This window comes from Rhodococcus sp. NPDC127593 (assembly GCF_042671975.1).
In the GTDB taxonomy this organism is placed as follows: Bacteria; Actinomycetota; Actinomycetes; order Mycobacteriales; family Mycobacteriaceae; genus Rhodococcus_F.
Genome location: NZ_JBHXWI010000073.1, coordinates 14,411 through 38,325, shown reverse-complemented (window position 1 = coordinate 38,325; position 23,915 = coordinate 14,411). Strand labels below are relative to the sequence as shown.

Annotated in this window: 23 protein-coding genes; 1 reads left to right on the top strand and 22 read right to left on the bottom strand. The window is 66.6% G+C overall.

Annotation, left to right across the window (positions count from 1 at the left end):
- Positions 1 to 211: 211 nt before the first annotated feature.
- Positions 212 to 1,486 (bottom strand): UDP-N-acetylglucosamine 1-carboxyvinyltransferase, encoded by a 1,275-nt coding sequence (gene murA, locus ACFVJ3_RS42285; RefSeq protein WP_378457736.1) that lies wholly within the window; start codon positions 1,484 to 1,486, stop codon positions 212 to 214.
- A 54-nt stretch (positions 1,487 to 1,540) separates the two neighbouring features.
- On the opposite strand from murA, the gene ACFVJ3_RS42280 reads away from it, so the two are divergent.
- Positions 1,541 to 2,116, top strand: coding sequence for a cob(I)yrinic acid a,c-diamide adenosyltransferase (locus ACFVJ3_RS42280; protein ID WP_378457735.1), 576 nt, complete (start codon positions 1,541 to 1,543; stop codon positions 2,114 to 2,116).
- Here the strand turns inward: ACFVJ3_RS42280 and ACFVJ3_RS42275 are convergent, their stop codons facing one another.
- From ACFVJ3_RS42275 to argS, 21 genes are all read right to left on the bottom strand, one after another.
- Entirely contained in the window at positions 2,117 to 2,539 is a 423-nt protein-coding gene (locus ACFVJ3_RS42275) for a DUF2550 domain-containing protein (RefSeq protein WP_378457738.1), read from the bottom strand.
- A 48-nt stretch (positions 2,540 to 2,587) separates the two neighbouring features.
- The gene (locus ACFVJ3_RS42270; RefSeq protein ID WP_005252961.1) at positions 2,588 to 2,956 is read right to left on the bottom strand and encodes a F0F1 ATP synthase subunit epsilon; all 369 of its coding nucleotides are present in this window, start codon (positions 2,954 to 2,956) and stop codon (positions 2,588 to 2,590) included.
- Between the two features lie 6 nt (positions 2,957 to 2,962).
- Positions 2,963 to 4,414 carry a F0F1 ATP synthase subunit beta gene (gene atpD / locus ACFVJ3_RS42265; protein WP_378457734.1) on the bottom strand — a complete coding sequence of 484 codons (1,452 nt, stop codon included), beginning with the start codon at positions 4,412 to 4,414 and terminating at the stop codon, positions 2,963 to 2,965.
- 3 nt (positions 4,415 to 4,417) lie between these two features.
- A complete protein-coding gene (locus ACFVJ3_RS42260) occupies positions 4,418 to 5,398 on the bottom strand; it encodes a F0F1 ATP synthase subunit gamma (RefSeq protein ID WP_378457733.1) in 981 nt (326 codons plus the stop codon).
- Between the two features lie 48 nt (positions 5,399 to 5,446).
- Positions 5,447 to 7,090: a F0F1 ATP synthase subunit alpha gene (atpA, locus tag ACFVJ3_RS42255; protein ID WP_378457732.1), complete on the bottom strand. Its 1,644-nt coding sequence runs from the start codon at positions 7,088 to 7,090 to the stop codon at positions 5,447 to 5,449.
- 62 nt (positions 7,091 to 7,152) lie between these two features.
- The gene (locus ACFVJ3_RS42250; RefSeq protein WP_378457731.1) at positions 7,153 to 7,980 is read right to left on the bottom strand and encodes a F0F1 ATP synthase subunit delta; all 828 of its coding nucleotides are present in this window, start codon (positions 7,978 to 7,980) and stop codon (positions 7,153 to 7,155) included.
- A 5-nt stretch (positions 7,981 to 7,985) separates the two neighbouring features.
- A complete protein-coding gene (locus ACFVJ3_RS42245; RefSeq protein WP_072946127.1) occupies positions 7,986 to 8,546 on the bottom strand; it encodes a F0F1 ATP synthase subunit B in 561 nt (186 codons plus the stop codon).
- Positions 8,547 to 8,555: 9 nt separating this feature from the next.
- Positions 8,556 to 8,801: an ATP synthase F0 subunit C gene (locus tag ACFVJ3_RS42240; RefSeq protein ID WP_072946125.1), complete on the bottom strand. Its 246-nt coding sequence runs from the start codon at positions 8,799 to 8,801 to the stop codon at positions 8,556 to 8,558.
- Between the two features lie 85 nt (positions 8,802 to 8,886).
- Positions 8,887 to 9,672, bottom strand: a complete 786-nt coding sequence (gene atpB / locus ACFVJ3_RS42235; RefSeq protein ID WP_378457737.1) for a F0F1 ATP synthase subunit A — start codon at positions 9,670 to 9,672, stop codon at positions 8,887 to 8,889.
- A gap of 321 nt (positions 9,673 to 9,993) precedes the next feature.
- Positions 9,994 to 10,467: a hypothetical protein gene (locus tag ACFVJ3_RS42230; protein ID WP_378457730.1), complete on the bottom strand. Its 474-nt coding sequence runs from the start codon at positions 10,465 to 10,467 to the stop codon at positions 9,994 to 9,996.
- Between the two features lie 38 nt (positions 10,468 to 10,505).
- Positions 10,506 to 11,687, bottom strand: coding sequence for a glycosyltransferase family 4 protein (locus tag ACFVJ3_RS42225; RefSeq protein WP_378457729.1), 1,182 nt, complete (start codon positions 11,685 to 11,687; stop codon positions 10,506 to 10,508).
- On the bottom strand, positions 11,684 to 12,340 hold the full coding sequence (locus ACFVJ3_RS42220) for an L-threonylcarbamoyladenylate synthase (protein WP_378457728.1): 657 nt from the start codon (positions 12,338 to 12,340) through the stop codon (positions 11,684 to 11,686). Before ACFVJ3_RS42220 ends, ACFVJ3_RS42225 begins: the two co-directional genes overlap by 4 nt.
- On the bottom strand, positions 12,337 to 13,266 hold the full coding sequence (gene prmC, locus ACFVJ3_RS42215) for a peptide chain release factor N(5)-glutamine methyltransferase (RefSeq protein WP_378457727.1): 930 nt from the start codon (positions 13,264 to 13,266) through the stop codon (positions 12,337 to 12,339). Before prmC ends, ACFVJ3_RS42220 begins: the two co-directional genes overlap by 4 nt.
- Positions 13,267 to 13,319: 53 nt before the next feature.
- Positions 13,320 to 14,399, bottom strand: coding sequence for a peptide chain release factor 1 (gene prfA, locus ACFVJ3_RS42210; protein ID WP_378457726.1), 1,080 nt, complete (start codon positions 14,397 to 14,399; stop codon positions 13,320 to 13,322).
- A gap of 92 nt (positions 14,400 to 14,491) precedes the next feature.
- On the bottom strand, positions 14,492 to 14,734 hold the full coding sequence (rpmE, locus tag ACFVJ3_RS42205) for a 50S ribosomal protein L31 (protein WP_005252948.1): 243 nt from the start codon (positions 14,732 to 14,734) through the stop codon (positions 14,492 to 14,494).
- A 228-nt stretch (positions 14,735 to 14,962) separates the two neighbouring features.
- On the bottom strand, positions 14,963 to 17,059 hold the full coding sequence (gene rho / locus ACFVJ3_RS42200; RefSeq protein WP_378457725.1) for a transcription termination factor Rho: 2,097 nt from the start codon (positions 17,057 to 17,059) through the stop codon (positions 14,963 to 14,965).
- Between the two features lie 328 nt (positions 17,060 to 17,387).
- The gene (gene thrB, locus ACFVJ3_RS42195) at positions 17,388 to 18,332 is read right to left on the bottom strand and encodes a homoserine kinase (RefSeq protein ID WP_378457724.1); all 945 of its coding nucleotides are present in this window, start codon (positions 18,330 to 18,332) and stop codon (positions 17,388 to 17,390) included.
- 44 nt (positions 18,333 to 18,376) lie between these two features.
- Positions 18,377 to 19,459: a threonine synthase gene (gene thrC, locus ACFVJ3_RS42190; protein WP_378457723.1), complete on the bottom strand. Its 1,083-nt coding sequence runs from the start codon at positions 19,457 to 19,459 to the stop codon at positions 18,377 to 18,379.
- Positions 19,456 to 20,769, bottom strand: coding sequence for a homoserine dehydrogenase (locus ACFVJ3_RS42185; protein ID WP_005252944.1), 1,314 nt, complete (start codon positions 20,767 to 20,769; stop codon positions 19,456 to 19,458). Before ACFVJ3_RS42185 ends, thrC begins: the two co-directional genes overlap by 4 nt.
- Positions 20,766 to 22,187, bottom strand: a complete 1,422-nt coding sequence (gene lysA, locus ACFVJ3_RS42180; protein ID WP_378457722.1) for a diaminopimelate decarboxylase — start codon at positions 22,185 to 22,187, stop codon at positions 20,766 to 20,768. Before lysA ends, ACFVJ3_RS42185 begins: the two co-directional genes overlap by 4 nt.
- Complete coding sequence (gene argS, locus ACFVJ3_RS42175) at positions 22,184 to 23,836, bottom strand: arginine--tRNA ligase (protein WP_378457721.1); 1,653 nt, start codon at positions 23,834 to 23,836, stop codon at positions 22,184 to 22,186. The genes lysA and argS overlap by 4 nt, the downstream gene beginning before the upstream one ends.
- Between the last annotated feature and the right edge of the window lie 79 nt (positions 23,837 to 23,915).

Below are 23,915 nucleotides of genomic sequence, written 5' to 3'. Positions count from 1 at the left end.
ACCAGGCGCCTTCGTCCAACCTCGTGTCCCCCGCCTTCCGGCCGGGGTCGGTGTCCGTGTCGCTCTGACCTGGAATAAGTTACGCGAAGGGAAACTGCTTGCCAAATCGCCAGGTCACGGCGTTCGTCGATGTGGATTCCGCTGGTCAGAGCCGGTGCGCCGGAACCGATCCGGCGCCTTACCACTCAATTCGGCCGCTGTGACGCCGGACTCACCGCTGAGAAGCGGGATCTGCGTCCACCCTTTCGATCCGGCCACCGAGTTCCTGCAGGATCTCGACGAAACGGGGGTAGCCCCGGTCGATGTGGAAGACATCGTGCACTTCGGTCATCCCGTCGGCGACGAGTCCCGCCAGCACCAGACCTGCGCCGGCCCGGATGTCCGAGGACCACACCGGAGCACTCGACAGCTGCGCGATTCCCCGGATCACAGCGTGATGACCGTCAGTCCGCGCATCGGCACCCAACCGGATCATCTCCTCGACGAAACGGAACCGCGCCTCGAAGACGTTTTCCGTGATCATCGACGTTCCCTCCGCGACTGCGGCCAGACCGATGGCCATCGGCTGTAGGTCGGTGGGGAAACCCGGATAGGGCAGGGTCGCGAAATTGACGGCCGTGGGCCGCGCTTCCTGGACCACCCGGAATCCGTCGGCCTCCGCTGTGACTTCGGCTCCGGCCACGCGCAGCTTGTCGAGCACCAGGCCGAGATGCTTCGGGTTGACTCCGCGAACGCGCACGTCGCCACGGGTCATCGACGCGGCGATCCCCCACGTCGCTGCGACGATCCGATCGCCGATGACCCGGTGCGTGGTGGGCTCGAGTTTGGGGACACCCTGGATGGTCAGTGTGGAGGTGCCGGCCCCCCGGATCTTCGCGCCCATCTGGATCAGCATGTTGCACAGGTCGACGATCTCGGGTTCGCGGGCCGCGTTGTCGATCACCGTCTCGCCCTTGGCGAGTACGGCGGCCATCAGGATGTTCTCGGTCGCCCCCACCGACGGGAACGCGAGCCGGATGTTCGCACCGTGCAGGTCGTCTGCCTGCGCAACCACGCAGCCGTGCTCGATCGTGCTGTGCGCGCCCAGCAACCGCAGCCCCGACTGGTGCATGTCGAGGGGCCGCGACCCGATGGCATCGCCACCGGGTAGCGCGACGACCGCGCGACGGCACCGCGCGACCAGCGGTCCGAGCACACACACCGACGCGCGGAACTGACGTACCGCCGCGAAATCGGCGTGGTGTTTAGGCTCCGCGGGTGTGGTGATCCGGACGACGGAGTCGTCGAGGTCCACCTCGCAGCCGAGGCCGCGCAGCACGTCGGCCATCAAGGGGACATCCAGGATGTCCGGGCAGTTGGTGACAGTTGTGGTGCCCTCAGCCAACAGCGCTGCCGCCATCAGCTTGAGAACGCTGTTCTTCGCGCCCCCGACAGACACTTCACCTACGAGGCGGTTACCGCCGGTGACAAGGAAGCGTTCACTCACAGAACACAGCCTAGAGCTAGGGATACCAACCCTGGAGGCCGGTACCGTAACGCTATGGCCGTACACCTCACCAAGATCTACACCCGGACCGGCGACGACGGGACCACCGGACTCAGCGATTTCTCCCGTGTCTCGAAGAACGATCCGCGGCTGATCGCCTATGCCGACTGCGACGAGGCGAACGCCTCGATCGGGGTCGCGGTGGCATTGGGCGACCCGCCCGAGGAGATCCGGTCGATCCTGCGGCAAATCCAGAACGATCTGTTCGACGCCGGCGCCGACCTCTCCACCCCGGTGGAGACAGAACCCAAGTACCCGCCGCTTCGCATCTCCGACGAGTACATCGACCGTCTCGAGGGCTGGTGCGACGAACTGAACGAACGCCTGGAGCCGCTGAACTCCTTCATTCTCCCCGGCGGAACGGCACTGGGAGCTCTGCTGCACGTGGCCCGGACCGTGACCCGGCGGGCCGAGCGGTCCGCATGGGCGGCCGTCGACGCGAACCCGGACACCACCAACGCACTTCCGGCGAAATACCTCAACCGGCTGTCGGATCTGCTGTTCATCGTCAGCAGGCTCGCAAACCCCGAGGGCGACGTGCTCTGGAAGCCCGGAGCCGGAAAGGCCTGATCAGAGTCGGCGACCGCGAACCGATCGGCCGGACGGTCGTGATTCGACCCAGGACAGGAACGCGGTCATCGCTCCCCCGTCCAATGCGATCTCGTACGAGCTATCGCGGTCCTTGACCGACAGGATGATGATTTCCTCGGACATGATGTCGAATTCGGAGCCCTCCGGGCTGCGACGACCTGCGACTTCGATGCCCTGGCGGTCAATGCGCGAATCAGGGCCGGGACGCAAACTCGACAGTTTGAAGAAGACGAGGAAACCCTCGCCGTAGCGGATGACGCCGTGGCGCCACCCGGTGTCCCCTGGGGCAGGCGTCACCCGGAGGATCGCCGCGGTGCCACCGCGGCGCAGTACTGCCAGCCGATACAGAAAGACCGCGACGAAGGCCGCGAGCAGCACAACCAGAATGATCAACACCGTCATTCCGATTGTCACTGTTCGTCGGCTCCGTCGCGGTCTTTCTCGTGCAGCCTACGCGCGCTCTACAGCGCGGATCCGACCCTTGGCGACAGCAATCGCCTCGAGATCGTCTCCACTCTCTGCGAGCACGGCCTTGGCCGCTTCCACATCGATGTCCTCGGCCAAGTCGGCTGACTCGGCGAGGATCGTGACTGTCTTCGCGGTCACGGACAGGAACCCGCCGTGCACAGCAGCGACGATACGCTCACCGTCGGCCGTCGTGATCGCAACCACTCCGGCCTCGACCAGCTGTCCGAGAACCGGCTCATGCCCAGGCATGACACCGATCTCGCCCTCGGTCGTCTGTGCGCTGACGAGAGTCGCCGAACCAGACCACAACCGTCGCTCCACGGCGACGAGTTCCACGGTCATCTCAGCCATCGTCGACTACTTCCCGGAGATCTTCTTGGCTGCAGCCTCGACGTCGTCGAGTCCACCGCAGCTGTTGAACGCCTGCTCGGGCAGGTGATCGAACTCGCCCTTGCAGATCCGGTCGAACGCCTCGATGGTGTCGCGGAGCGGCACCACGGAACCGGGCTGACCGGTGAACTTCTCGGCAACGATGAAGTTCTGTCCGAGGAACTTCTGCAGACGACGGGCGCGGCCGACGAGGACCTTGTCCTCTTCCTGCAGCTCGTCCATACCGAGGATGGCGATGATGTCCTGCAGTTCCTTGTACTTCTGCAGGATGCGCTTGACCTCGTTGGCAACCCGGAAATGCTCTTCACCGACGATGCCGGGCTCCAGGATGCGGGAAGTAGAGGTCAACGGGTCCACGGCGGGGTAGATACCCATCTGCGAGATCGGACGCGACAGCTCGGTGGTGGCATCGAGGTGCGCGAACGTCGTGGCCGGCGCCGGGTCGGTGTAGTCGTCGGCGGGCACGTAGATCGCCTGCAGCGAGGTGATTGAGCGGCCTCGCGTCGAGGTGATGCGCTCCTGCAGCTCGCCCATCTCGTCAGCCAGGGTCGGCTGGTAACCCACGGCCGAAGGCATACGACCGAGCAGGGTCGACACCTCGGAACCGGCCTGGGTGAAACGGAAGATGTTGTCGATGAACAGCAGAACGTCCTGGCCCTGGACATCGCGGAAGTACTCCGCCATGGTCAGCGCGGACAGGGCGACGCGCATACGCGTTCCCGGCGGCTCGTCCATCTGGCCGAAGACAAGGGCGGTGTCCTGGAGGACGCCCATCTCTTCCATCTCGAGGTGAAGGTCGGTGCCCTCACGGGTGCGCTCACCGACGCCTGCGAACACCGAGGTTCCGGAGAACTCGCGGGCGATACGGGTGATCATTTCCTGGATCAGAACGGTCTTGCCGACACCGGCACCACCGAACAGACCGATCTTTCCACCCTTGACGTACGGGGTGAGGAGGTCGATGACCTTGATGCCGGTCTCGAGGATCTCCGTCTTGCCCTCGAGCTGGTCGAAGGCCGGTGGCTTGCGGTGGATGCCCCACTGCTCGCCGTCGCGACCCGTGCCGGGAGCGTCGAGGCAGTCGCCCAGTGCGTTGAACACGTGGCCCTTGACGACGTCACCGACGGGAACCGAGATCGGCTTGCCCGTGTCGGACACCGAGGTACCGCGGATCAAGCCGTCGGTGGGCTGCATCGAGACGGTGCGCACCAGGTTGTCGCCGAGGTGCTGTGCAACCTCGAGGGTCAGCGTCTTGGCGACCGAGGGAAGCGTGATCTCGGCGTGCAGGGCGTTGAACAGTTCAGGAATAGCGCCACGCGGGAATTCAACGTCCACGACGGGACCGATGACCCGCACGACGCGGCCGGCGATGGACGAATCCGAGCCTGCCCCGTTGTTTTCGGTTACTGCTGCGGTCATTGCTTAGTCACTTCCTGCGCTCGAGGCTAGCGCATTCGCGCCGCCGACGATCTCGCTGATTTCCTGGGTGATCTGGGCCTGGCGAGCCTGGTTTGCCTGACGGCTCAACGTGTTCACCAGTTCGTTTGCGTTGTCCGTCGCGGCCTTCATGGCCGTACGACGGGCAGCCGACTCCGACGCCGCAGCATCCAGCAGCGAGGAGTAGATGCGGGTGCTGATGTACTTCGGCAGCAGGGCACCGAGCAACTTGTCGGGTTCCGGCTCGAAGTTGTATCCGGCGACCGGTTCCGTGTTGCTGGATCCGTGACCGTTCGACAGTATGTCTTCACCGAGTTCGACGTGCTCCTCGGAGACCATCACCTCGAGGGGAGCCATCCGGCGCACCTCGGGGGACTGGTTCAGCATCGACACGAAACGGGTGTAGACGATGTGCAGCTCGTCGACGCCTTCGATGGTTCCCTCGCCGTTCGGCGCGGGAACCTCCGAACCGGATCCGGCCATGAACAGGTCGACCAGGTGCCGGCTGGCCTTGGCGGCGTCGGAGTAGCCCGGATCCTGGGAGAACCCGGTCCATGCACCTCCCAAGTTGCGCCCGCGGAACGTGTAGTACCCCAGACCCTTGGATCCGAGCACGTAGATGACCGGGTCCTTGCCCTCGCTGCGCAGCAGCTGGAACAGCTCCTCGGCCTCCTTGAGGACGTTGGAGTTGTATCCACCGCACATACCGCGGTCACTGGTGACGACCAGGACCGCAGCACGCTTGGGCTCGGTGCGCTCGTTGAGCAACGGGTGGTCCAGCGAAGCGGATGCGCTGGCCAGCTCCGACAGAACCTTCGTGATCTCCTCGGCGTACGGCTTTGCCGCAGCGACACGGGCCTGAGCCTTCGTGATGCGCGAGGTCGCGATCAGCTCCTGGGCCTTGGTGATCTTCTTGGTCGAGTTGACCGACTTGATGCGAGACCTCAGTTCGAGAATGCTTGCCATCGATCGATCACTCTCCCTTCATGTTTCGCAGCATCATGGGCTGGCCGCTCACTTGCTGACGGTGGTGCGCTTGACGTTGATCTGCTCGTGGCCGACCTCGCCGGCGTCGAGAGCCTCGGCCTCGGCCTCGTTCACGACCCGGCTTCCGTCGGACGCGAGGAAGGTTTCCTTGAACTTCTCGGTGGCCTCGAGCAGCGCCTTGGCGTTGTCGGCGTCGAGCGCCTTGCCACCCTTGATGCTCTCGTACACGCCGGAGGCACTGCGGTGCAGCTCGTCGAGGAGTTCGGCCTCGAAGCGGCGGACGTCCCCGACGGGCACGCTGTCGAAGACACCTTCACCGGCGAGGTAGATCGAGACGATCTGGTCCTCGACGGGGATCGGGCTGTACTGATCCTGCTTGAGCAGCTCCACCAGACGGGCACCACGCTCGAGCTGAGCCTTCGAGGCGGCGTCCAGGTCGGAGGCAAAGGCGGAGAACGCTTCGAGCTCACGGAACTGTGCCAGCTCCAGACGCAGCGAACCGGAGACCTTCTTCATGCCCTTGGTCTGCGCGGCGCCACCGACGCGGGACACCGAGATACCGACGTTGATGGCGGGGCGGACACCCTTGTTGAACAGGTCCGACTCGAGGAACACCTGACCGTCGGTGATGGAGATGACGTTGGTCGGGATGTAGGCCGAGACGTCGTTGGCCTTGGTCTCGATGATCGGCAGCGCGGTCAGCGAGCCTCCACCCAGGGCGTCGGACAGCTTGGCCGAACGCTCCAGCAGGCGGGAGTGCAGGTAGAAGACGTCACCGGGGTATGCCTCACGTCCCGGCGGGCGACGCAGCAGCAGCGAGATGGCGCGGTACGCCTCGGCCTGCTTGGTCAGGTCGTCGAACACGACCAGGACGTGCTTGCCCTGGTACATCCAGTGCTGGCCGATGGCGGAGCCGGTGTAGGGCGCGAGCCACTTGAAGCCGGCGGAGTCGGAGGCCGGGGCGGCGACGATGGTGGTGTACTCCATCGCGCCCTGCTCCTCGAGGGCAGCCTTGACGCCCGCGATGGTGGAGCCCTTCTGGCCGATCGCGACGTAGATGCAGCGCACCTGCTGCTTCTCGTCGCCGGTCTCCCAGTTGGCCTTCTGGTTCAGGATTGCGTCGATGCAGACCGCGGTCTTGCCCGTCTTACGGTCGCCGATGATGAGCTGACGCTGTCCGCGGCCGATCGGGGTCATCGCGTCGATGGCCTTGATGCCGGTCTGCAGCGGCTCCTCGACGGGCTGACGCTCGAGCACCGAGGCAGCCTGCAGCTCGAGGGCGCGGGTCTCGCTGCTCTCGATCTCGCCCAGGCCGTCGATCGGCTGGCCGAGCGGGTTGATGACACGGCCGAGGAACGCGTCGCCGACGGGTACCGACAGCACGTCGCCGGTCCGCTTGACTTCCTGGCCTTCCTGGATGTTCTCGTAGTCGCCCAGGATGACGGCACCGATCTCGGTGGCATCCAGGTTGAGCGCGACGCCCAGAACTCCGCCGGGGAACTCCAGCAGTTCGTTGGCCATCGCCGAAGGCAGGCCACTGACGTGCGCGATGCCGTCGCCGGTGTCGGTCACAAGGCCGACCTCTTCGCGGGAGGCCTCCGGGGAGTAGCTCGCGGTGTAGTTCTCGATCGCACTACGGATCTCGTCGGAGGAGATCGTCAGCTCCGCCATGTTTTTCCTGCTCTCGGTGTCTGGTCTTCGAAAAGATCTGGGGTATGGGGTTCGGTTGCGGACTACTTGAGGGACTTCCGCAACGCTGCGAGACGTCCCGCTCCGCTGCCGTCGATCACCTCGTCGCCCACCCGGACGACCAAGCCGCTGAGGAGTTCAGGATCGACCTCCACGTGAACCGTCACCGGCTTCCCGTAGGTACGGGTGAGGGTGGCGGTCAGCCGATCCGACTGCTCACTGGACAGCGGAGCAGCGCTGCGCACCTTGGCGACAACTGCTTCCCGCTGTGCTGCTGCCAGATTCGACAGTTCGTCGAAGGCGTCCGCGGGTGCGGAGTTCTTCAACCGGCCCACTGCCTGGGTCGCCAGCGCCTCGGCGACAGCGGTGACCTTGCCGTACAGCAGCTTGGAGAGCAGTTCACGCTTTCTCTTCGCCGGCACGGAACGGTCGGACAGTGCCTGCTCGAGCTTCGGGTCACCGGCAACGATGCGGCCGAGGCGGAATAGTTCGTCCTCGACGGCGTCGAGCTGTCCCTGATCGGCCGCTGCCTTCAGGAGCGATTCCCGACCGAGGAGCACCAGCGAGTTGCGCAGGTCGGAGGTGGTGGACCAGTCCTGGCCCACCGCCGCCTTCAGGACGGTGAGGGTCTCGGCGGAGACCTTGCCGCCGAACACCTGTTCGGCCAGACCTTCGCGAGCGCTCCCGGGCGTCGAGGTGTCCGACAGGGCACTCCGGAGAGTGCGCTGTTCGTCCAGGATCTCGACGACCGAGAACAGTTCCGCCCCGATCTGGGCCGCGGCCGCTGTGGCTGCTCCGGCAGAGACGGATCCCAAGGCCGAAGACAACGCAGCACGGGTCTGCGTCAAGGCCTCACGGCTCGCTGCGTACATGGTGCTCACTTCCCTGCTGCGGAATTTGCGCCGATGGAGTCGAGCTCGTTCAGGAATCGATCGACCGTGCCGGCCCGCTTGACGTCGTCGGCGAGGGACTCACCGATGAGCTTCTCAGCGAGGTCGACCGCGGTGCGGCCGAGATCGCCGCGCAGTTCGGTGACGATCTGCTGACGCTGCGCAACCAGCTGGTTGTTGCCGGCGGCCACGATGCGGTCGCTTTCTTCCTGAGCCTGTGCCTTCATTTCGGCGATGATCTGCTGCCCCTGGGTGCGCGCGTCCTCACGGATCTGCGCGGCCTCGGTGCGAGCTTCGGCGAGCTGAGCGCGGTACTGCTCGAGCGCCGCCTTCGCTTCGGCCTGGGCCTCTTCGGCCCGCTTGATGCCGCCGTCGATCTGCTCGGTTCGCTCGGCAAGGACCTTCTGGAACATCGGAAGGACGTACTTCCAGAAGACGAAACCAACGATGACCAGGCAGACGATCGACCAAACGATGTCATACGTCGCGGGGAGGAGAGGGTTGTGGCTCTCTTCCTCTGCCGCGAGCAATGCGATGTTGGCTGCCATGTGACGGTCTTAGAAAATGAAGCCGGCGACGAGGCCGATCAGCGCGAGGGCTTCGGTGAAGGCGATACCGAGGAACATCGTGGTACGAACCTGTCCGGCCATCTCGGGCTGGCGAACCATTCCCTCGATTGCCTTACCGACAACGATGCCCACGCCGATGCCGGGGCCGATCGCGGCGAGACCGTAGCCGATGGCTCCGAAGCCCGTCGAGCGGGTTTCCTGGACAGCTTCCTGAGCGAGGTAGGCGAGGCTCATGGTGTTCCGTTCCCTTTCTGTTGACCTCCGCCGGATTCGGCGGGAGGCTCAGTTCTTGGTGGAGCTGGTCGTGAAATTTGTGGTGCTAGTGCGAATCCGCGTGCAGCGCCAGATCGATGTACACCGACGTGAGCAGCGCGAAGACGTAGGCCTGCAGGAAGATCACCAGCAGTTCGAAGAAGGTGAATGCAATGCCGGCGGCAAGCGAGGCCACACCGAACACGGCCTGGAAGCCACCGGAGATGAAGAAGAAGTACTGGGTGGCACTGAAGAACAGCACCAGCAGGATGTGGCCGGCCAGCATGTTGGCCATGAGACGAACCATGAGCGTGAACGGCCGGAGGACGAACGTCGAGATGAACTCGATCGGCACGAGCAGGAAGTGCAGCGGAAGCGGAACACCGGGGACCACGATGCTGCTCTTCACGTACTTGAAGAAGCCGTACTTCTTGATGCCGACGTAGTTGAACACGATGTACGCGAGGGCGGCGAGCACGAGCGGCATGCCGATACGCGCGTTCGGCGAGATGTTGATGAAGGGGATGATGCTGCCGAGGTTGCTGGCGAGCACCAGGAAGAAGATGGTGGTGATGACCGGCAGGAAGCGCTTGCCCTGCTCCTTGCCGAGAATTTCTTCCGCGATGTTGATCCGGACGAAGTCGAGCGCGATCTCACCGATGTTCTGGACACCGCGAGGAATGATCTTCGGGCTGCGCAGCGCGATGACGAAGAAGAGCATCATCAGTCCGGACAGCAGGATGCGAACCAGCATCAGGCGGTCGAGTTCGAACGGAGTCCCTTCGAACAGGACCGCGGGCGGGAAGAAGTCGTTCAGGGAAGGCGCGTGGAATTCTTCCGCGGCCACGTTGATGACGCTCAGCGTTCTCTCCCGTAGTCGGTCCGCAGCCTTCGTTGACTGCGGTTCGATCGGACATTGACGATCAAACAAGTCGACAAGCTCGACTCGCGTATTCGTCAGCTGCTGCGGACTGTTCGAGTCCAGCGTCTGTCGGTGTCGGCGACTCTCGTCGACTCGGCGGCCCTGAAAGTGCGGCCACCTACAAGCATGCAATACCGGCGAGTAACTTACTCGCACTCTCATTGCTCTCGCTTGACCCAGACCTTAGCAAGTCAACTACGACGTTGTGTAGACGGGGTCCGGGTCGATTCAATTTTACTACATCTCGTAGTACTACTTATCGTCCGATTCGGACGATCCGGCGTCGTCCGACGGCGTGGGTTCGACGTACGGCGCCTTGGTTCCCAGGACTCCGAACGTTTCCGCTCCCAGCACGATCACCAGCGACAGCACCATGACCAGCACCAATGCCGTCTTGTCGTAGAAGTCGAGCGGTTTGAGGATCGCCAGGACCGTGATCGCCAGGATCATCTTCAACAACCACGTACCGAGCAGTACCGCTCCCGCAGTCAAGGCCGGAAGTTTCGCGGTGAACAGCACACCCAGCGCGGTGCACAGGATGAACCCTCCCCCGACCGCCGCACCGAGTAGCGCGCCGTACAGACCGGGCTTACCCGCGACGAGAAACGCGATGATCGAGCCGACCACTGCCAGCACGATCAGACCGAGAACTCCGTAGCGGACTGCAGCCCGCAACGACGAGGTGTGATCAGGGGCGGAGGCGGGGGTGAACGTCACGGTCGCCAAGGGTAGTGGATCCTCGCCGGTCCGCCGCAACCCTCCGGTCAGCCGCGACGGTCGTGCTGCTGTCCCCGAATCGACGGGACGGCCGTGACCACCAGCGCGAAGACGAGGCCTCCCGCAACCAGGAGGACGACGACACGACGGTCGAACAGGGCCGATCCGACCGCGCCGAACGCCAGGACACCGACCCACAAGTAGATGAGCAGCACGACGCGACGGTGCGAGTGCCCGATCTGCAGGAGGCGGTGGTGCAGGTGCATCTTGTCGGGGCTGAACGGGCTCACTCCCGCACGGGTCCGCCGGACGACGGCGAGCAGCAGGTCGAGGATCGGGATGAACATGACGGCACCGACGAGGAGCAGCGGAGAGAGAAGACCGAGCAGGTCACGGGTGCCGTAGGCGGTCAGCGGGATGCGACCGGACGCGCTGGTGGAGATGGCCGCGAGCATCAGGCCGATCAGCATGGATCCGGAGTCTCCCATGAAGATCTTGGCGGGCTGGAAGTTGTGCGGAAGGAATCCGAGACACGCACCTGCCAGCGCGGCGGCGATCAGCGCGGGCGGATACGCGCTGACGTCGCCGCCCTGATCGTGCAGAAGCCCCACCGAGAACACACAGATCGCGAGCGAGGAGATCAGGCCGAGCCCCGCCGCGAGGCCGTCGAGGCCGTCGACGAAGTTCATGGCGTTTACCATCACGACCGCGACACCCACGGTGACGAGACCGGCCTGGAGCTGGTCGAGGATGACGGTGCTGCCGTCCCCGAACGGCATATAGATGATGAACCAGCTCACCCCCATCACGACGAGGATTCCCGCCGCGGTGACCTGGCCGACGAACTTGGTGAGCGCGTCAAGGCCCCACCGGTCGTCGACCACCCCCACCAGCACAATCACGAACCCCGAGACCAGGGCTGCCGGAATGTCGGAGGTGAACTCGAATCCCCTGGTGAGTGCGGGTAGCTGCTGAGCGAACAACAGCGCGACGAGCATGCCGAGATACATGCCGACCCCGCCGAGGCGGGGTGTCGGGGTGACGTGAACGTCGCGGTCCCGGGGTATCGCTACCGCCCCGAACCGGAGTGCGAACAGCCGCACGGCCCCGGTGGCCAGGTAGGTGACCACGGCAGCGGTGAAGAGGACGAGGAGAAGTTCACGCAGTGGGACACCCGCGCCCCCGCCTGCTTGGGCCAGCGCCACGCCGGCCGATTCGGCAGCACTCACTGGGCGGACAGGCTCTCCGCCGTCACTCCGAGCACGTCGGCGACATCGCCGGTGGGAACGGCGCCTTCACGCAGGATGCGGGGGGAGGCGCCGGTGAGGTCGACGATCGTCGATGCCTGCCCCTGCTCCGCCCGCCCGCCGTCGAGGTACACGCTCGCCGAGCCGCCGAGTTGCTCGCGCGCGTCCTCGACCGTCGTCGCAGGCGGCCGTCCGGAGACGTTCGCGCTCGACACCGCGAGCGGTCCGACTTCACGCAACAGTTCGAGGGCGACGGGGTGCAGCGGCATGCGCAGCATCACCGTGCCCCGGGTGTCGCCGAGGTCCCACGCCAGCGAAGGCGCTTGTTCCACAACGAGACTCAGCCCGCCGGGCCAGAACGCCCGGATGAGGTCGCGTGTCTGCGGGCGCACGCTGTACACCAGGCCGTCGATCGTGTTCCACGAGCCGACGAGCACGGGAACCGGCATGTCGCGTCCGCGACCCTTGGCCCGCAGGAGGGCGGCGACGGCCTCGCTGTCGAACGCGTCCGCGCCGATTCCGTACAACGTGTCGGTGGGGAGCACGATGAGCCGCCCGGCCTTCAGCGCATTCTTGGCCGCACTCATTCCGGCAGCGCGTGAATCGGGAAGGCCACAGTCGTAAACGGTACTCACCCGCCCATTCTTTCACCCTCGGCGACGGCCCCTGCACGCTGCGCCTCGATATCCGTGGCGACGCGCCGGGCGACCACGAAGCGCGGCTTCCCGGCGAGGTCCGGGTGCTCCGCGACCTCGCCGAATACCCGGCGGGACGCGAACAATGCCGCCACGTCGGACCCGTTGGAGTCGTCGTGCTCGATGCCGACCCCTCCCCCGATCCGCAGCCAGCGCGCGACGTTCGAGATCATCGGCTTGATGACGGACAGACCGTCCGGTCCGGCGAACAGCGCACTGTGCGGATCGTGGTCGGCCACCTCGGGTTCGAGCTCGACGCCCTCCGGGATGTACGGCGGATTCGCCACTATCAGGTCGACGCCGCCTTCGAGCCCGGCCAGCAACATCCGGTCGGTCACGTCGCCCTGGTACAGCCGGATCGGTGCGTCACCTGCCTGTTCGCGGGCGTCGGCGTTGCGCCGGGCCCACGCGAGCGCGTGCGGTTCGAGTTCGACGGCGTGCACGACGGCGTCGGGGCGGGCGTTGGCGATCGCGAGCGCGAGCGCGCCCGACCCGGTGCACAGGTCGAGCACCACCGGCGGATGCTGATCGCAGCTTCCGAGGAACGCGAGCGCCCATCCGAGCAGCAGTTCCGTCTCGGGACGCGGCACGAAGACCCCGGGGCCGACCTCGATGTCGATGTCTCCCATCGCGGCAGTACCGAGGATGTACTGCAACGGAATCCGCTTGGCGCGCTGGTCGACCATCTTCTTGTAGGCGTCGATCACCGACTCGTCGACCAGAGGGACGAGGCCGAGCCGGGTCCGCTCCACCCCCAGCAGGTGGGCCGCGAGCAGTTCGGCATCGGCACGGGAACTACGCACCCCGGCCTCGTCGAGTTGCGCGGTTGCGTCGATCAGGGCCAGGCGAAGAGGAAGGCGACTCACAGGTACAGACTGCCACGCGGCCCGCCGTCCGGTGGCGCGGTCCCGCTTCGCGGTTACTCCGCGGCGAGCCTCGCCTCGCGGTCCGACTTGCCCAGGGCGTCCAGCAGCGCGTCGAGTTCGCCGTCCAGGACCGCATCCAGGTTGTGGGACTTGAAGCCGATCCGGTGATCGGTGATGCGGTTCTCCGGGAAGTTGTAGGTGCGGATGCGCTCGGAACGGTCGACGGTGCGCACCTGGCTCTGCCGGCCCGCCGACGCCTCCGCATCCGCGGCCTCCTCGGCCGCGGCCTGCAGCCGCGCGGCGAGCACCTGCATGGCACGCGCCTTGTTCTGCAGCTGTGAGCGCTCGTTCTGGCAGGTCACGACGATTCCGGTGGGCAGGTGCGTGATACGGACCGCGGAGTCGGTGGTGTTGACACCCTGACCACCCTTGCCCGAGGAGCGGTAGACGTCGATGCGCAGATCGGTTTCGTCGATCTGCACCTCCTCGACCTCATCCGGTTCCGGGTAGATGAGGATACCGGCGGCGGACGTGTGGACGCGTCCCTGCGATTCCGTGACGGGCACGCGCTGCACGCGGTGAACACCGCCCTCGAACTTCAGTCGCGCCCAGACCCCGTCACGCACATCGCCCTTCGACTTGATCGACAGTGTCGCGTCCTTGTATCCGCCGAGGTCGGACACGGTCGCGTCGAGGATCTCGACACGCCAGCCGTGACGCTCCGCGTACCGGACGTACATCCGGGCCAGATCGGAGGCGAACAGCGCGGATTCCTCGCCGCCCTCCCCCGACTTCACCTCGAGCACCACGTCGTCACCGTCGTGCGGGTCGCGGGGGGCCAGAAGGTCGGTGAGGGCCTTGTCGAGCTCCAGGACCTGCGCCTCGAGTTCGGGCACCTCGGCGGCGAAGCTGGAGTCGTCGGCGGCGAGCTCGCGCGCGGCATCCAGATCGTCCTGCGCCGACTTGAGCCTGGTGTACGTCGCCATGATCGGCGCGAGCTCGGCGAAACGCTTGCCCGCCTTGCGGGCCGCAGAAGGGTCGTTGTGCAGGGCCGGGTCCGCCAACTGCTGCTCCAGGCCGGAATGTTCGGCCAGGATGTCGTCGATGGCCGAAGGCTGGGTGGTCCCTGCCATGATTCGCTCCACTCTGCGTTCTTTCGGGAATTCGGCACAAAAAAGCCGACGCCCGGCCTGCAATTATCGCAGGACGGGCGTCGGCGGAACAGCTAGGACTCTGCAGATTCCTTGGCTGCGCCCTTGCCGGCGCGCTTGCCGTAGCGAGCCTCGAACCGGGCGACGCGTCCACCGGTGTCGAGGATCTTCTGCTTGCCGGTGTAGAACGGGTGGCACTGCGAGCAGACCTCGACGTTGATACGCCCGGTCTCCTTGGTGCTGTGGGTCTCGAAGGTGTTCCCGCAACCACAGACCACGGTGGTGGCCACGTAATTGGGGTGAATGCCTGACTTCATGGTGTCCCTTTCAATGGTCGCCGGGTCGCCTTCGCCGTTCGAAGACGTGAACCGGAACCGGACTCAGCCGCTCAGTATGCCAGATCGCAGGTTCGCGATCCCAATCGGCATTTGTGCTTGCGGTGTGGTCAACGCGGGTGGTCCGCGTTTTGTTCCACAGTGGTTATCGAGGTGGAAAACAGCGGGGCCCGGCGACCGAAAGTCGCCGGGCCCCGCTTCGAGTCGAGATCAGTCGTCGATCGCGCCCGGGGCAGTCTTCGAGACCTGCATGAGGAACTCGATGTTGCTCTTGCTCTTCTTGAGGCGGTCGATCAGCAGATCGATGGCCTGGTGCGAGTCGAGACCCGAGAGCACACGCCGGAGCTTGTGCAGCACCGCGGCCTCATCCGGACTGAGCAGCAGCTCATCCTTACGCGTACCCGAGGGGTTCACGTCCACGGCCGGGAACACACGACGTTCCGCGATCTTGCGGTCGAGCTTCAGCTCGGCGTTACCGGTGCCCTTGAACTCCTCGAAGATCACGGTGTCGCCGGTGGAACCGGTCTCGACCATGGCCGTCGCGATGATCGTGAGCGAACCGCCGTTCTCGATGTTGCGCGCAGCACCGAGGAAACGCTTCGGCGGGTAGAGCGCGGTCGAGTCGACACCACCGGAGAGGATGCGTCCCGAGGCCGGCGACGAGTTGTTGTACGCACGGCCGAGGCGGGTGATCGAGTCGAGGAGGACGACGACGTCCTTGCCCGCCTCCACCAGACGCTTCGCACGCTCGATGGCCAGCTCGGCGACCGAGGTGTGGTCTCCCGGCGGGCGGTCGAAGGTCGAGGAGATGACCTCGCCCTTCACCGAACGCTGCATGTCGGTGACCTCTTCGGGACGCTCGTCGACCAGCACGACCATGAGGTAGCACTCGGGGTTGTTGGTCGCGATGGCGTTCGCGATGGCCTGCAGAACGCTGGTCTTACCGGCCTTCGGCGGGCTCACGATCAGCGCACGCTGTCCCTTGCCGATCGGCATCACCAGGTCGATGACACGGGTCGTCAAGATGTTCGGCGTCGTCTCCAGACGCAGCCGCTGATTCGGGTACAGCGGGGTGAGCTTGCCGAACTCGGGGCGCTTCTTGGCCGCTTCCACGTCGCCACCGTTGACGGTGTCGATGCGGACCAGCGGGTTGAACTTCTGGCGCTGGTTGCCCTGTTCGCCCTCGCGTCCGATCCGGACGGCGCCGGTGATGGCGTCGCCGCGACGGAGACCGTTCTTGCGGATCAGGTTCATCGACACGTAGACGTCGTTCGGTCCGGCCAGGTAACCGGAGGTCCGCACGAACGCGTAGTTGTCGAGGACGTCCAGGATGCCGGCGACCGGCTGCAGGACGTCGTCCTCGCGGATCTCGGTCTCGCGGACGTCACCGCCACCGCCTTCGCCGCGGTCGCGTCCACGACGACGTTCGCGGAAGCGACGTCCGCGGCGTCCGCGACCGCCTTCCTCGTCGTCGCCCGGGCGGTTGTCGTTGTTGCGCGGGCCGTTGTTGCCCTGGCTGCGGTCGCCACGGTTGTCGCGATCGCCCCGGTCACCGCGTTCGCCGCGGTCGCCACGGGTGTCGCCACGGTCACCACGAGTGTCGGCACGGTCGCCGCCCCGCTCACGTCGGTTGCGGTCGCCGCCCTGTTCGCCGGAGCCGTCCTGTTTGGCCGGCTTCTCGGCGGAATCCTGACGGTCGTCGGCCTGCTTGCGCTCGGCCTGCTGCGTGTCGGTGGCATTCGCCGCGGCGGTGTCCTGAGCGTTGCTGCCCTGGTCACCCTGCTCGGGTGCGCCTGCCCGGCGCGCGGATCCGCGGCGCTGACGCCCGCGGCGGCCGCCTTCGGCGGTGTCGGTGTCGGCGGCTGCGCCGTCGCCCGTCGCGGGTTCGGCGGTCTTGGGCTCGGCGGCCTTCTCGGTGGTCTCCGTCTGGGGAGTCACCTCGAGTTCGGTCTGAGCGGACTGTTCGCGCTTCGCGCGCGTCGTCCGGGTCCGGGGAGCGGCTTCGGTCGCGGCAGCGGCCGGGGCGGAAGAGCCGCCCTGACGCTCCTTGATCGCGGCGATGAGGTCGCCCTTGCGCATCCCCGAGATGCCCTTGATGCCCAGCTCACCTGCGAGAGTGCGGAGCTCGGTGAGCACCATTCCGGACAGCCCGGCACCTCGGCGCGCCTCGGCGCGCTTGGTGGAGGCCGTCACTGCACCGGTGCCGGGTGCGGTCGATGACGCCTGTGAAGAGTCGCCTGCCTGCGCGCCAACGGTATCCACCGAGGAGGCGCGCACAGGAGCGGCGATGAGGTCCGTATCGGTCACAGAGGTCCTTTCCTTCCCTCACTCGCGCTGCGCAGAGTCGAGGGTTCGTCCCGTAATTCGGTTTCGAATACCGAATTCGGATGTGCCGTACGTAGTTGCATGTGAAGAACTGCCGGCTTGCCCGCCATCACATCACCTTTGAAACAGGCGCGTACTCGCAATCCCTACACGACAGATAGTGCGGAGGATCGTGCCAGGAGCCGTCAACCCCGATTGACCTGGAGTAATTGCCCTGGTGAAGCACCGGCGTCTGATGCGCACGATGTACGGACATTGCCCAGGATAGCTGTGAACGACCGTAGGGGCAAGGAGACGCCCCTACGGCGTGTCAGCTGGTCCGGACGCCGTCCGCCACGTCCAGTTCGAGAACCTGCAACCCCTCGGCCTCGGCCTGTGCTCGAAGATCCACGGGGAAAGGCTCCGTGGTCAATGCGAGTACGGTCGGTCCGGCTCCCGAGACGGTGGCGGCGATACCCGCCTTCCGGAGGACGGCGATCCATCGCGTCGTGAGTGGAAGGGCCGGAGCGCGCTGTGTCTGATGCAGTCGATCCTCGGTGGCCGCCATCAGGAGGTCGGGACGCTCTGTGAGCGCCACCACAGCGAGGGCCCCGCGGCTGACGTTGAATGCCGCGTCCCGGTGGGGAACCGTCTCGGGCAACAGACCCCGCGTGTGGGCGGTCGACGAGCGCTCGCCCGGCACCAGAGCGACGACGCGGATCGCGGGATGGACCTTCAGCGCGACGGCCGAGTAGATGTCGGTGGCCGCGGGCGCTCCGTCGGTCTGCTCGCCCGCGCAGCTCCACGACACCACGGCGCCGCCGAGTACGCTCGCCGACGCGTTGTCGGGGTGCCCTTCGAATTCGGACGACAGCTGGACGAGCTGATCGAGCGACAGCCCGAGTTCGGGGTCGAGCTTGATCGCCAGTCCGTTGGCGGCCGCCAGCCCCCCGACGACGGCGGAGGCCGACGAACCCAGGCCCCGCGAATGGGGTATCGCGTTGCGGCACACCACGTCCAGGCCGTCGGCCCACACGCCCGCCGATTCCAGGCCGCGTTCGATTGCCCGGACCACGAGATGCGACGGACCCCACGGCACGTCGTCGGCACCCTCGCCCTCGACCCGGATGTTCAGCCCCGAAGCCGTGGTCGTCACGGTGATCTCGTCGTACAGCCCGAGCGCGATGCCCAGCGTGTCGAAGCCCGGGCCGAGGTTGGCGCTCGACGCAGGCACGCGGGCGGTCACGGTGAGGCCCGTGGGGAGGGTCTGTGTCATGGCAGCGGTGTGGTCCTGCGGCGTGGTGGGCGTGGGCGCCACCACTACGCCAGCTCGAGGGCCGACGCGACAGCGACAGGATCGACCGGGATCGGTTGAACCTCAGGCATACCCGCCAACGCCGTGTCGGGGTCCTTGAGGCCGTTACCGGTGACCGTGCAGACGACGGTCAGCCCCGAGTCCAGCCAGCCCTCCTTGCGGGCGGCGAGCAGACCCGCGACGCTCGCGGCCGAGGCGGGCTCGACGAACACCCCTTCGGTCCTGGCGATCAGCCGGTACGCCTCGAGGATCTCGTCGTCGGTCGCGGCCCGGAAGGCGCCGTGCGACTCTTCCTTGGCGTTGACCGCACCGTTCCAGGACGCGGGCGAGCCGATGCGGATCGCGGTCGCGATCGTCTCGGGGTGCTTCACCGGTGCGCCGAGGACGAGCGGTGCGGCGCCGGCGGCCTGGACGCCGAGCATGCGGGGCTTCACGCTGGTGAGTCCGTCCGCGTAGTACTCGGAATACCCACGCCAGTACGCGGTGATGTTGCCTGCGTTGCCGACCGGGAGCGCGTGCACGTCGGGGGCCTTGCCCAGCGCGTCGCAGATCTCGAATGCCGCGGTCTTCTGGCCCTCGATGCGGACCGGGTTGACCGAGTTCACGAGCCCGATCGTGGGGAACTCCGCGGTGGTCTTGCGGGCCAGTTCGAGACAGTCGTCGAAGTTGCCCTGCACCTGGATGATCCGCGCGCCGTGCATGACGGCCTGCGCGAGCTTGCCCATCGCGATCTTGCCCTGCGGCACCAGCACGGCGCAGGTCATCTTCGCCTTGGCGGCGTACGCGGCGGCGGAAGCGGACGTATTACCGGTGGACGCGCACAGGACGGCCTGCTGACCGCGGGCCAGCGCGTCGGTGACGGCCATCGTCATGCCGCGGTCCTTGAACGAACCGGTCGGGTTGAGCCCCTCGACCTTCAGGTAGACGTCGCAACCGGTGAGCTCCGAGAGGTGCCCGGCAGGCAGCAGCGGGGTGCCGCCCTCGCGCAGGGTGATCGTCTTCCAGTTCGGTCCGATCGCGAGGCGGTCGCGGTAAGCCTCGATCAGCCCCGGCCAGGGGGTGTGAACGGGGTTACGGGTGCCGGTCATTGTTCGGTGCCTTCCAGTCGCAGCACGCTGGTCACAGCGGTGACGAATTCGAGTTTGCTCAGTGCTTCAACGGTTTCCGACAGAGCAGAATCCGTCGCGACGTGGGTCACGACGACGAGGCGGGCACCGTCGCCGGCGCCTTCCTGCCGCACGGTGGAGATGCTGACGCCGTGCTGCGAGAATTCGGCAGCCACCGCCGACAGGACCCCGGCCTTGTCCGTCACCTGCATGTTGACGTAGTAGCGCGTGGGGATGTCCCCGATCGGCGCGATCTTCAGCTTGGCGTACTTGGACTCGCGGGGTCCGCGGCCACCGTTCACCTTGTTGCGCGCGGCCATCACCAGGTCGCCCATCACGGCCGACGCGGTGGGGGCGCCGCCTGCGCCCTGACCGTAGAACATGAGGCGCCCGGCGTTCTCCGCCTCGACGACGACGGCGTTGAACGCACCGTTGACCGAGGCCAGCGGATGTTCCAGCGGCACGAGCGCCGGGTAGACCCGCGCGGAGATCCGCTCCTTGCCCTCGGGGGTGGTGATCCGCTCGCAGATGGACAGCAGCTTGATCGTGCAGTCGAGTGCGCGAGCCGACGTCAGGTCGGCCGCGGTGATCTTGGAGATCCCCTCGCGGTACACGTCGGCGGCGGTGACCCGGGTATGGAACGCGATCGACGCGAGGATGGCCGCCTTGGCCGCGGCGTCGTAGCCCTCCACGTCGGCGGTCGGGTCGGCCTCGGCGTATCCCAGGCGGCCGGCCTCGGCGAGGGTCGCGGCGTAGTCCGCGCCGGTCTCGTCCATCGCCGACAGGATGAAGTTCGTGGTTCCGTTCACGATCCCGGCGACCTTGTTCACCCGGTCACCCGCGAGGGACTGGATGAGCGGGCGGATCACGGGGATCGCGCCGGCCACGGCGGCCTCGAAGTAGAGGTCGACGTTGTGCAGTTCCGCCGCCTCGGCCAGTTCACCGGTGTGATCGGCGAGCAGCGCCTTGTTGGCGGTGACGACGGACTTGCCGGAGTTCAGCGCCGAGAGGATCAGCTTGCGGGGCAGATCCATGCCCCCGATCACCTCGACGACGAGGTCGACGTCGTCGCGGGCCACGAGTGACTCCGCGTCGGTGGTCTGCAACTCCTCGGGAATTCCGCGGTCCTTACCGGGGCGGCGCACGGCCACTCCACGCAGTTCCAGCGGGGCACCGACGCGAGCCTCGAGGTCTTCGCTGTGCTCCCGCAGGATGCGCACCACCTCGCTCCCGACGTTGCCGAGGCCGAGGACGGCCACACCGATAGCGCGATGCGCCGATTCGCTCGTCACTCCTGTACCTCCAAGCTCAGCAGGTCTTCCACGGTTTCCCTCCGGAGGATCACGCGCGACTGTCCGTCGCGCACCGCCACCACGGCAGGGCGGGCGAGCAGGTTGTACCTGCTCGACATCGAATAGCAGTATGCACCGGTCGCCGCCACGGCGAGCAAATCGCCGGCGTCGATGTCCTCGGGCATCCAGGTGTCGCGGATCACGACGTCGCCGGACTCGCAGTGCTTACCGACGACGCGGGACACCACCGGTGCCGCGTCACTGACCCGCGAGACCAGTTTGGCCTCGTACTCCGCCTGATACAGCGCGGTACGGATGTTGTCGCTCATTCCGCCGTCGACGCTGACGTACCGGCGGGTGAGGTTGCTGCCCACGGTGACGTCCTTGATGGTCCCGACCTCGTACAGCGTCACCGTGCCGGGTCCGGCGATCGCGCGTCCGGGTTCGACGGCCAGCGTCGGCTCCGGCAGCCCGGCGAGCGCCGACTCGTTGCGCACGATGTCGCCGAGTTTGGCGGCGAGCTGATCGACCGGCGGCGGGTCGTCGGTGGGGACGTAGGAGATTCCCATGCCGCCGCCGAGGTCGATGATCGAGATCTGAGCGGTCTTGTCCACACCGAACTCCGCGACGACGTCCCGCAGGAGCCCGATCACGCGGTGCGCGGCCACTTCGAAGCCGTCGACGTCGAAGATCTGCGAGCCGATGTGGCTGTGGAGGCCCACCAGCCGCAGATTGCCGGCGGCGAAGACCCGGCGGACCGCGTCGATCGCCTTTCCGCCCGCGAGCGAGAACCCGAACTTCTGGTCCTCGTGGGCCGTGGAGATGAACTCGTGGGTGTGCGCCTCGACTCCGACCGTCACGCGGATCAGAACGTCCTGCACCACACCGGCTTCGGCGGCCACCTTGTCGAGGCGGTCGATCTCCGTCGCGGAGTCGAGCACGATGTGCCCGACCCCGGCCGATACGGCGGCGTTCAGCTCGGCGACCGATTTGTTGTTGCCGTGCATGGCAATTCGCTCGGCCGGGAAGCCGGCGTGCAGGGCAACCGCCAGTTCGCCGCCCGACGCGACGTCCAGGGAAAGGCCCTCGTCGGCGACCCAGCGGGCGATCTCGCCGCACAGGAACGCCTTGGACGCGTAGTGCACCTTGGCCGTGGGCCCGAACGCACGGGACATGTCGCGGCAGCGGGACCGGAAATCGTCCTCGTCGACCACGAACAGTGGGGTGCCGTACTTCTCGGCCAGTTCGGTGACCGGGATACCTGCCAGGCTGACGACCCCGTCCGCGGCGCGGTGCGCGTTGCGGGGCCACACCTCGGGAGACAGTGCGGCGAACGCGGCCGCGTCGGCGGGACGTTCGGGCAGACCGGGTGCGTGCAGCTGTTCGGCGTGCTTGGGACCTGCGGGGTGCGCGTTCACATCTGCTCCGGAGCGCCGACGCCGAGCAGGGCCAGTCCGTTGGAGAGGACCTGACGGGACGCGTCGCAGAGCGCCAGTCGCGCGATGTGCAGCGGGCCGACCTCTTCGTCACCCTGAGGCAGGATCCGGCAGGCGCCGTAGAACCGGTGGTAGGCGCCGGCCAGCTCCTCGAGATACCGCGCAATGCGGTGCGGCTCACGCAGATTCGCGGCACTGGTGACGACGCGCGGGTACTCGCCGAGGGTGCGGATCAAATCGCCCTCCTGCTCCGAGACGAGCAGCGAGAAGTCGGGATCCGTGACGGCGATACCGAGATCGGCGGCGTTGCGGGCGATGGCCGACAGGCGGGCGTGCGCGTATTGCACGTAGTACACCGGGTTCTCGTTGCCGGTGCTCGTCCACAGTTCGAGGTCGATGTCGATGCTCGAATCCACCGACGACCGGATCATCGCGTACCGCGACGCGTCGACGCCGATCGCCTCGACCAGGTCGTCGAGGGTGATGACCGTCCCGGCGCGCTTGCTCATCTTCACGGCCACGCCGTCGCGGACGAGGTTCACCATCTGGCCGATCAGCACCTCGACGGTGTCCGGGTCGTCGCCGAACGCGGCCGCGGCCGCCTTGAGCCGGCCGATGTACCCGTGGTGGTCGGCACCGAGCATGTAGATGCACAGGTCGAAGCCGCGGGAGCGCTTGTCCTGGAAGTAGGCGATGTCACCGGCGATGTACGCCGCGTTGCCGTCGCTCTTGATGACGACGCGGTCCTTGTCGTCGCCGAAGTCGGTGCTCTTGAGCCACCAGGCGCCGTCTTCCTGGAAGAGGTTGCCGGAGTCCTTGAGCGTCTCGACGGCCTTCTCCACCGCACCGGACTCGAACAACGAGTTCTCGTGGAAGTAGACGTCGAAGTCCACGCCGAACTCGTGCAGGGTGCCCTTGATGTGGGCGAACATCAGGTCGACGCCGATGGCGCGGAAGACTTCCTGCTGCTCGCCCGTCGGCAGTTCCAGCACGTCGGGACGCTGCTGTTGCACCTGGGCGGCGATGTCGGCGATGTAGGCGCCCGCGTAGCCGTCCTCGGGGGCGGGTTCGCCCTTGGCGGCCGCGATCAGCGAGCGGGAGAACCGGTCGATCTGGGCGCCGTGGTCATTGAAGTAGTACTCGCGGGTGACCGCCGCGCCCTGGGTGGACAGGATCCGGCCCAGCGCGTCGCCCACCGCGGCCCAGCGCGTTCCACCGAGGTGGATGGGCCCGGTGGGGTTGGCGGAAACGAACTCGAGGTTGATCATCTTGCCGGCGAGCGTGTGGCCGGACCCGAAGGCGGCACCCTCTTCGAGAATCTTCGCGACGATCGCGCCCTGCGCGTCGGCGGCCAGGCGGATGTTGAGGAAGCCCGGGCCCGCGATGTCGGCGCTGTCGATGCCCTCGGCCGCGGTCAGCGCCTCGGCGAGCCAGCCGGCCAGCTCACGCGGGTTGGTACCGACCTTCTTGGCCACCTGCATCGCCACGTTGGTGGCGTAATCGCCGTGCTCGGGATTGCGCGGACGCTCGACCGTGAGAGTTTCGGGAAGCACGGACACGTCGAGTCCGCGTTCGGCGAGCACTTTCGCGGCGGTTCCGCGGAGCAGTTCGGCAAGGTCAGCTGGAGTCACAGGTATCTATCCTATGGCCAACGCGTCCCGAGCGGTGATCCGCCTTGCCGCGAGTCCCGCCGCGGGCCCGGCGACCGCG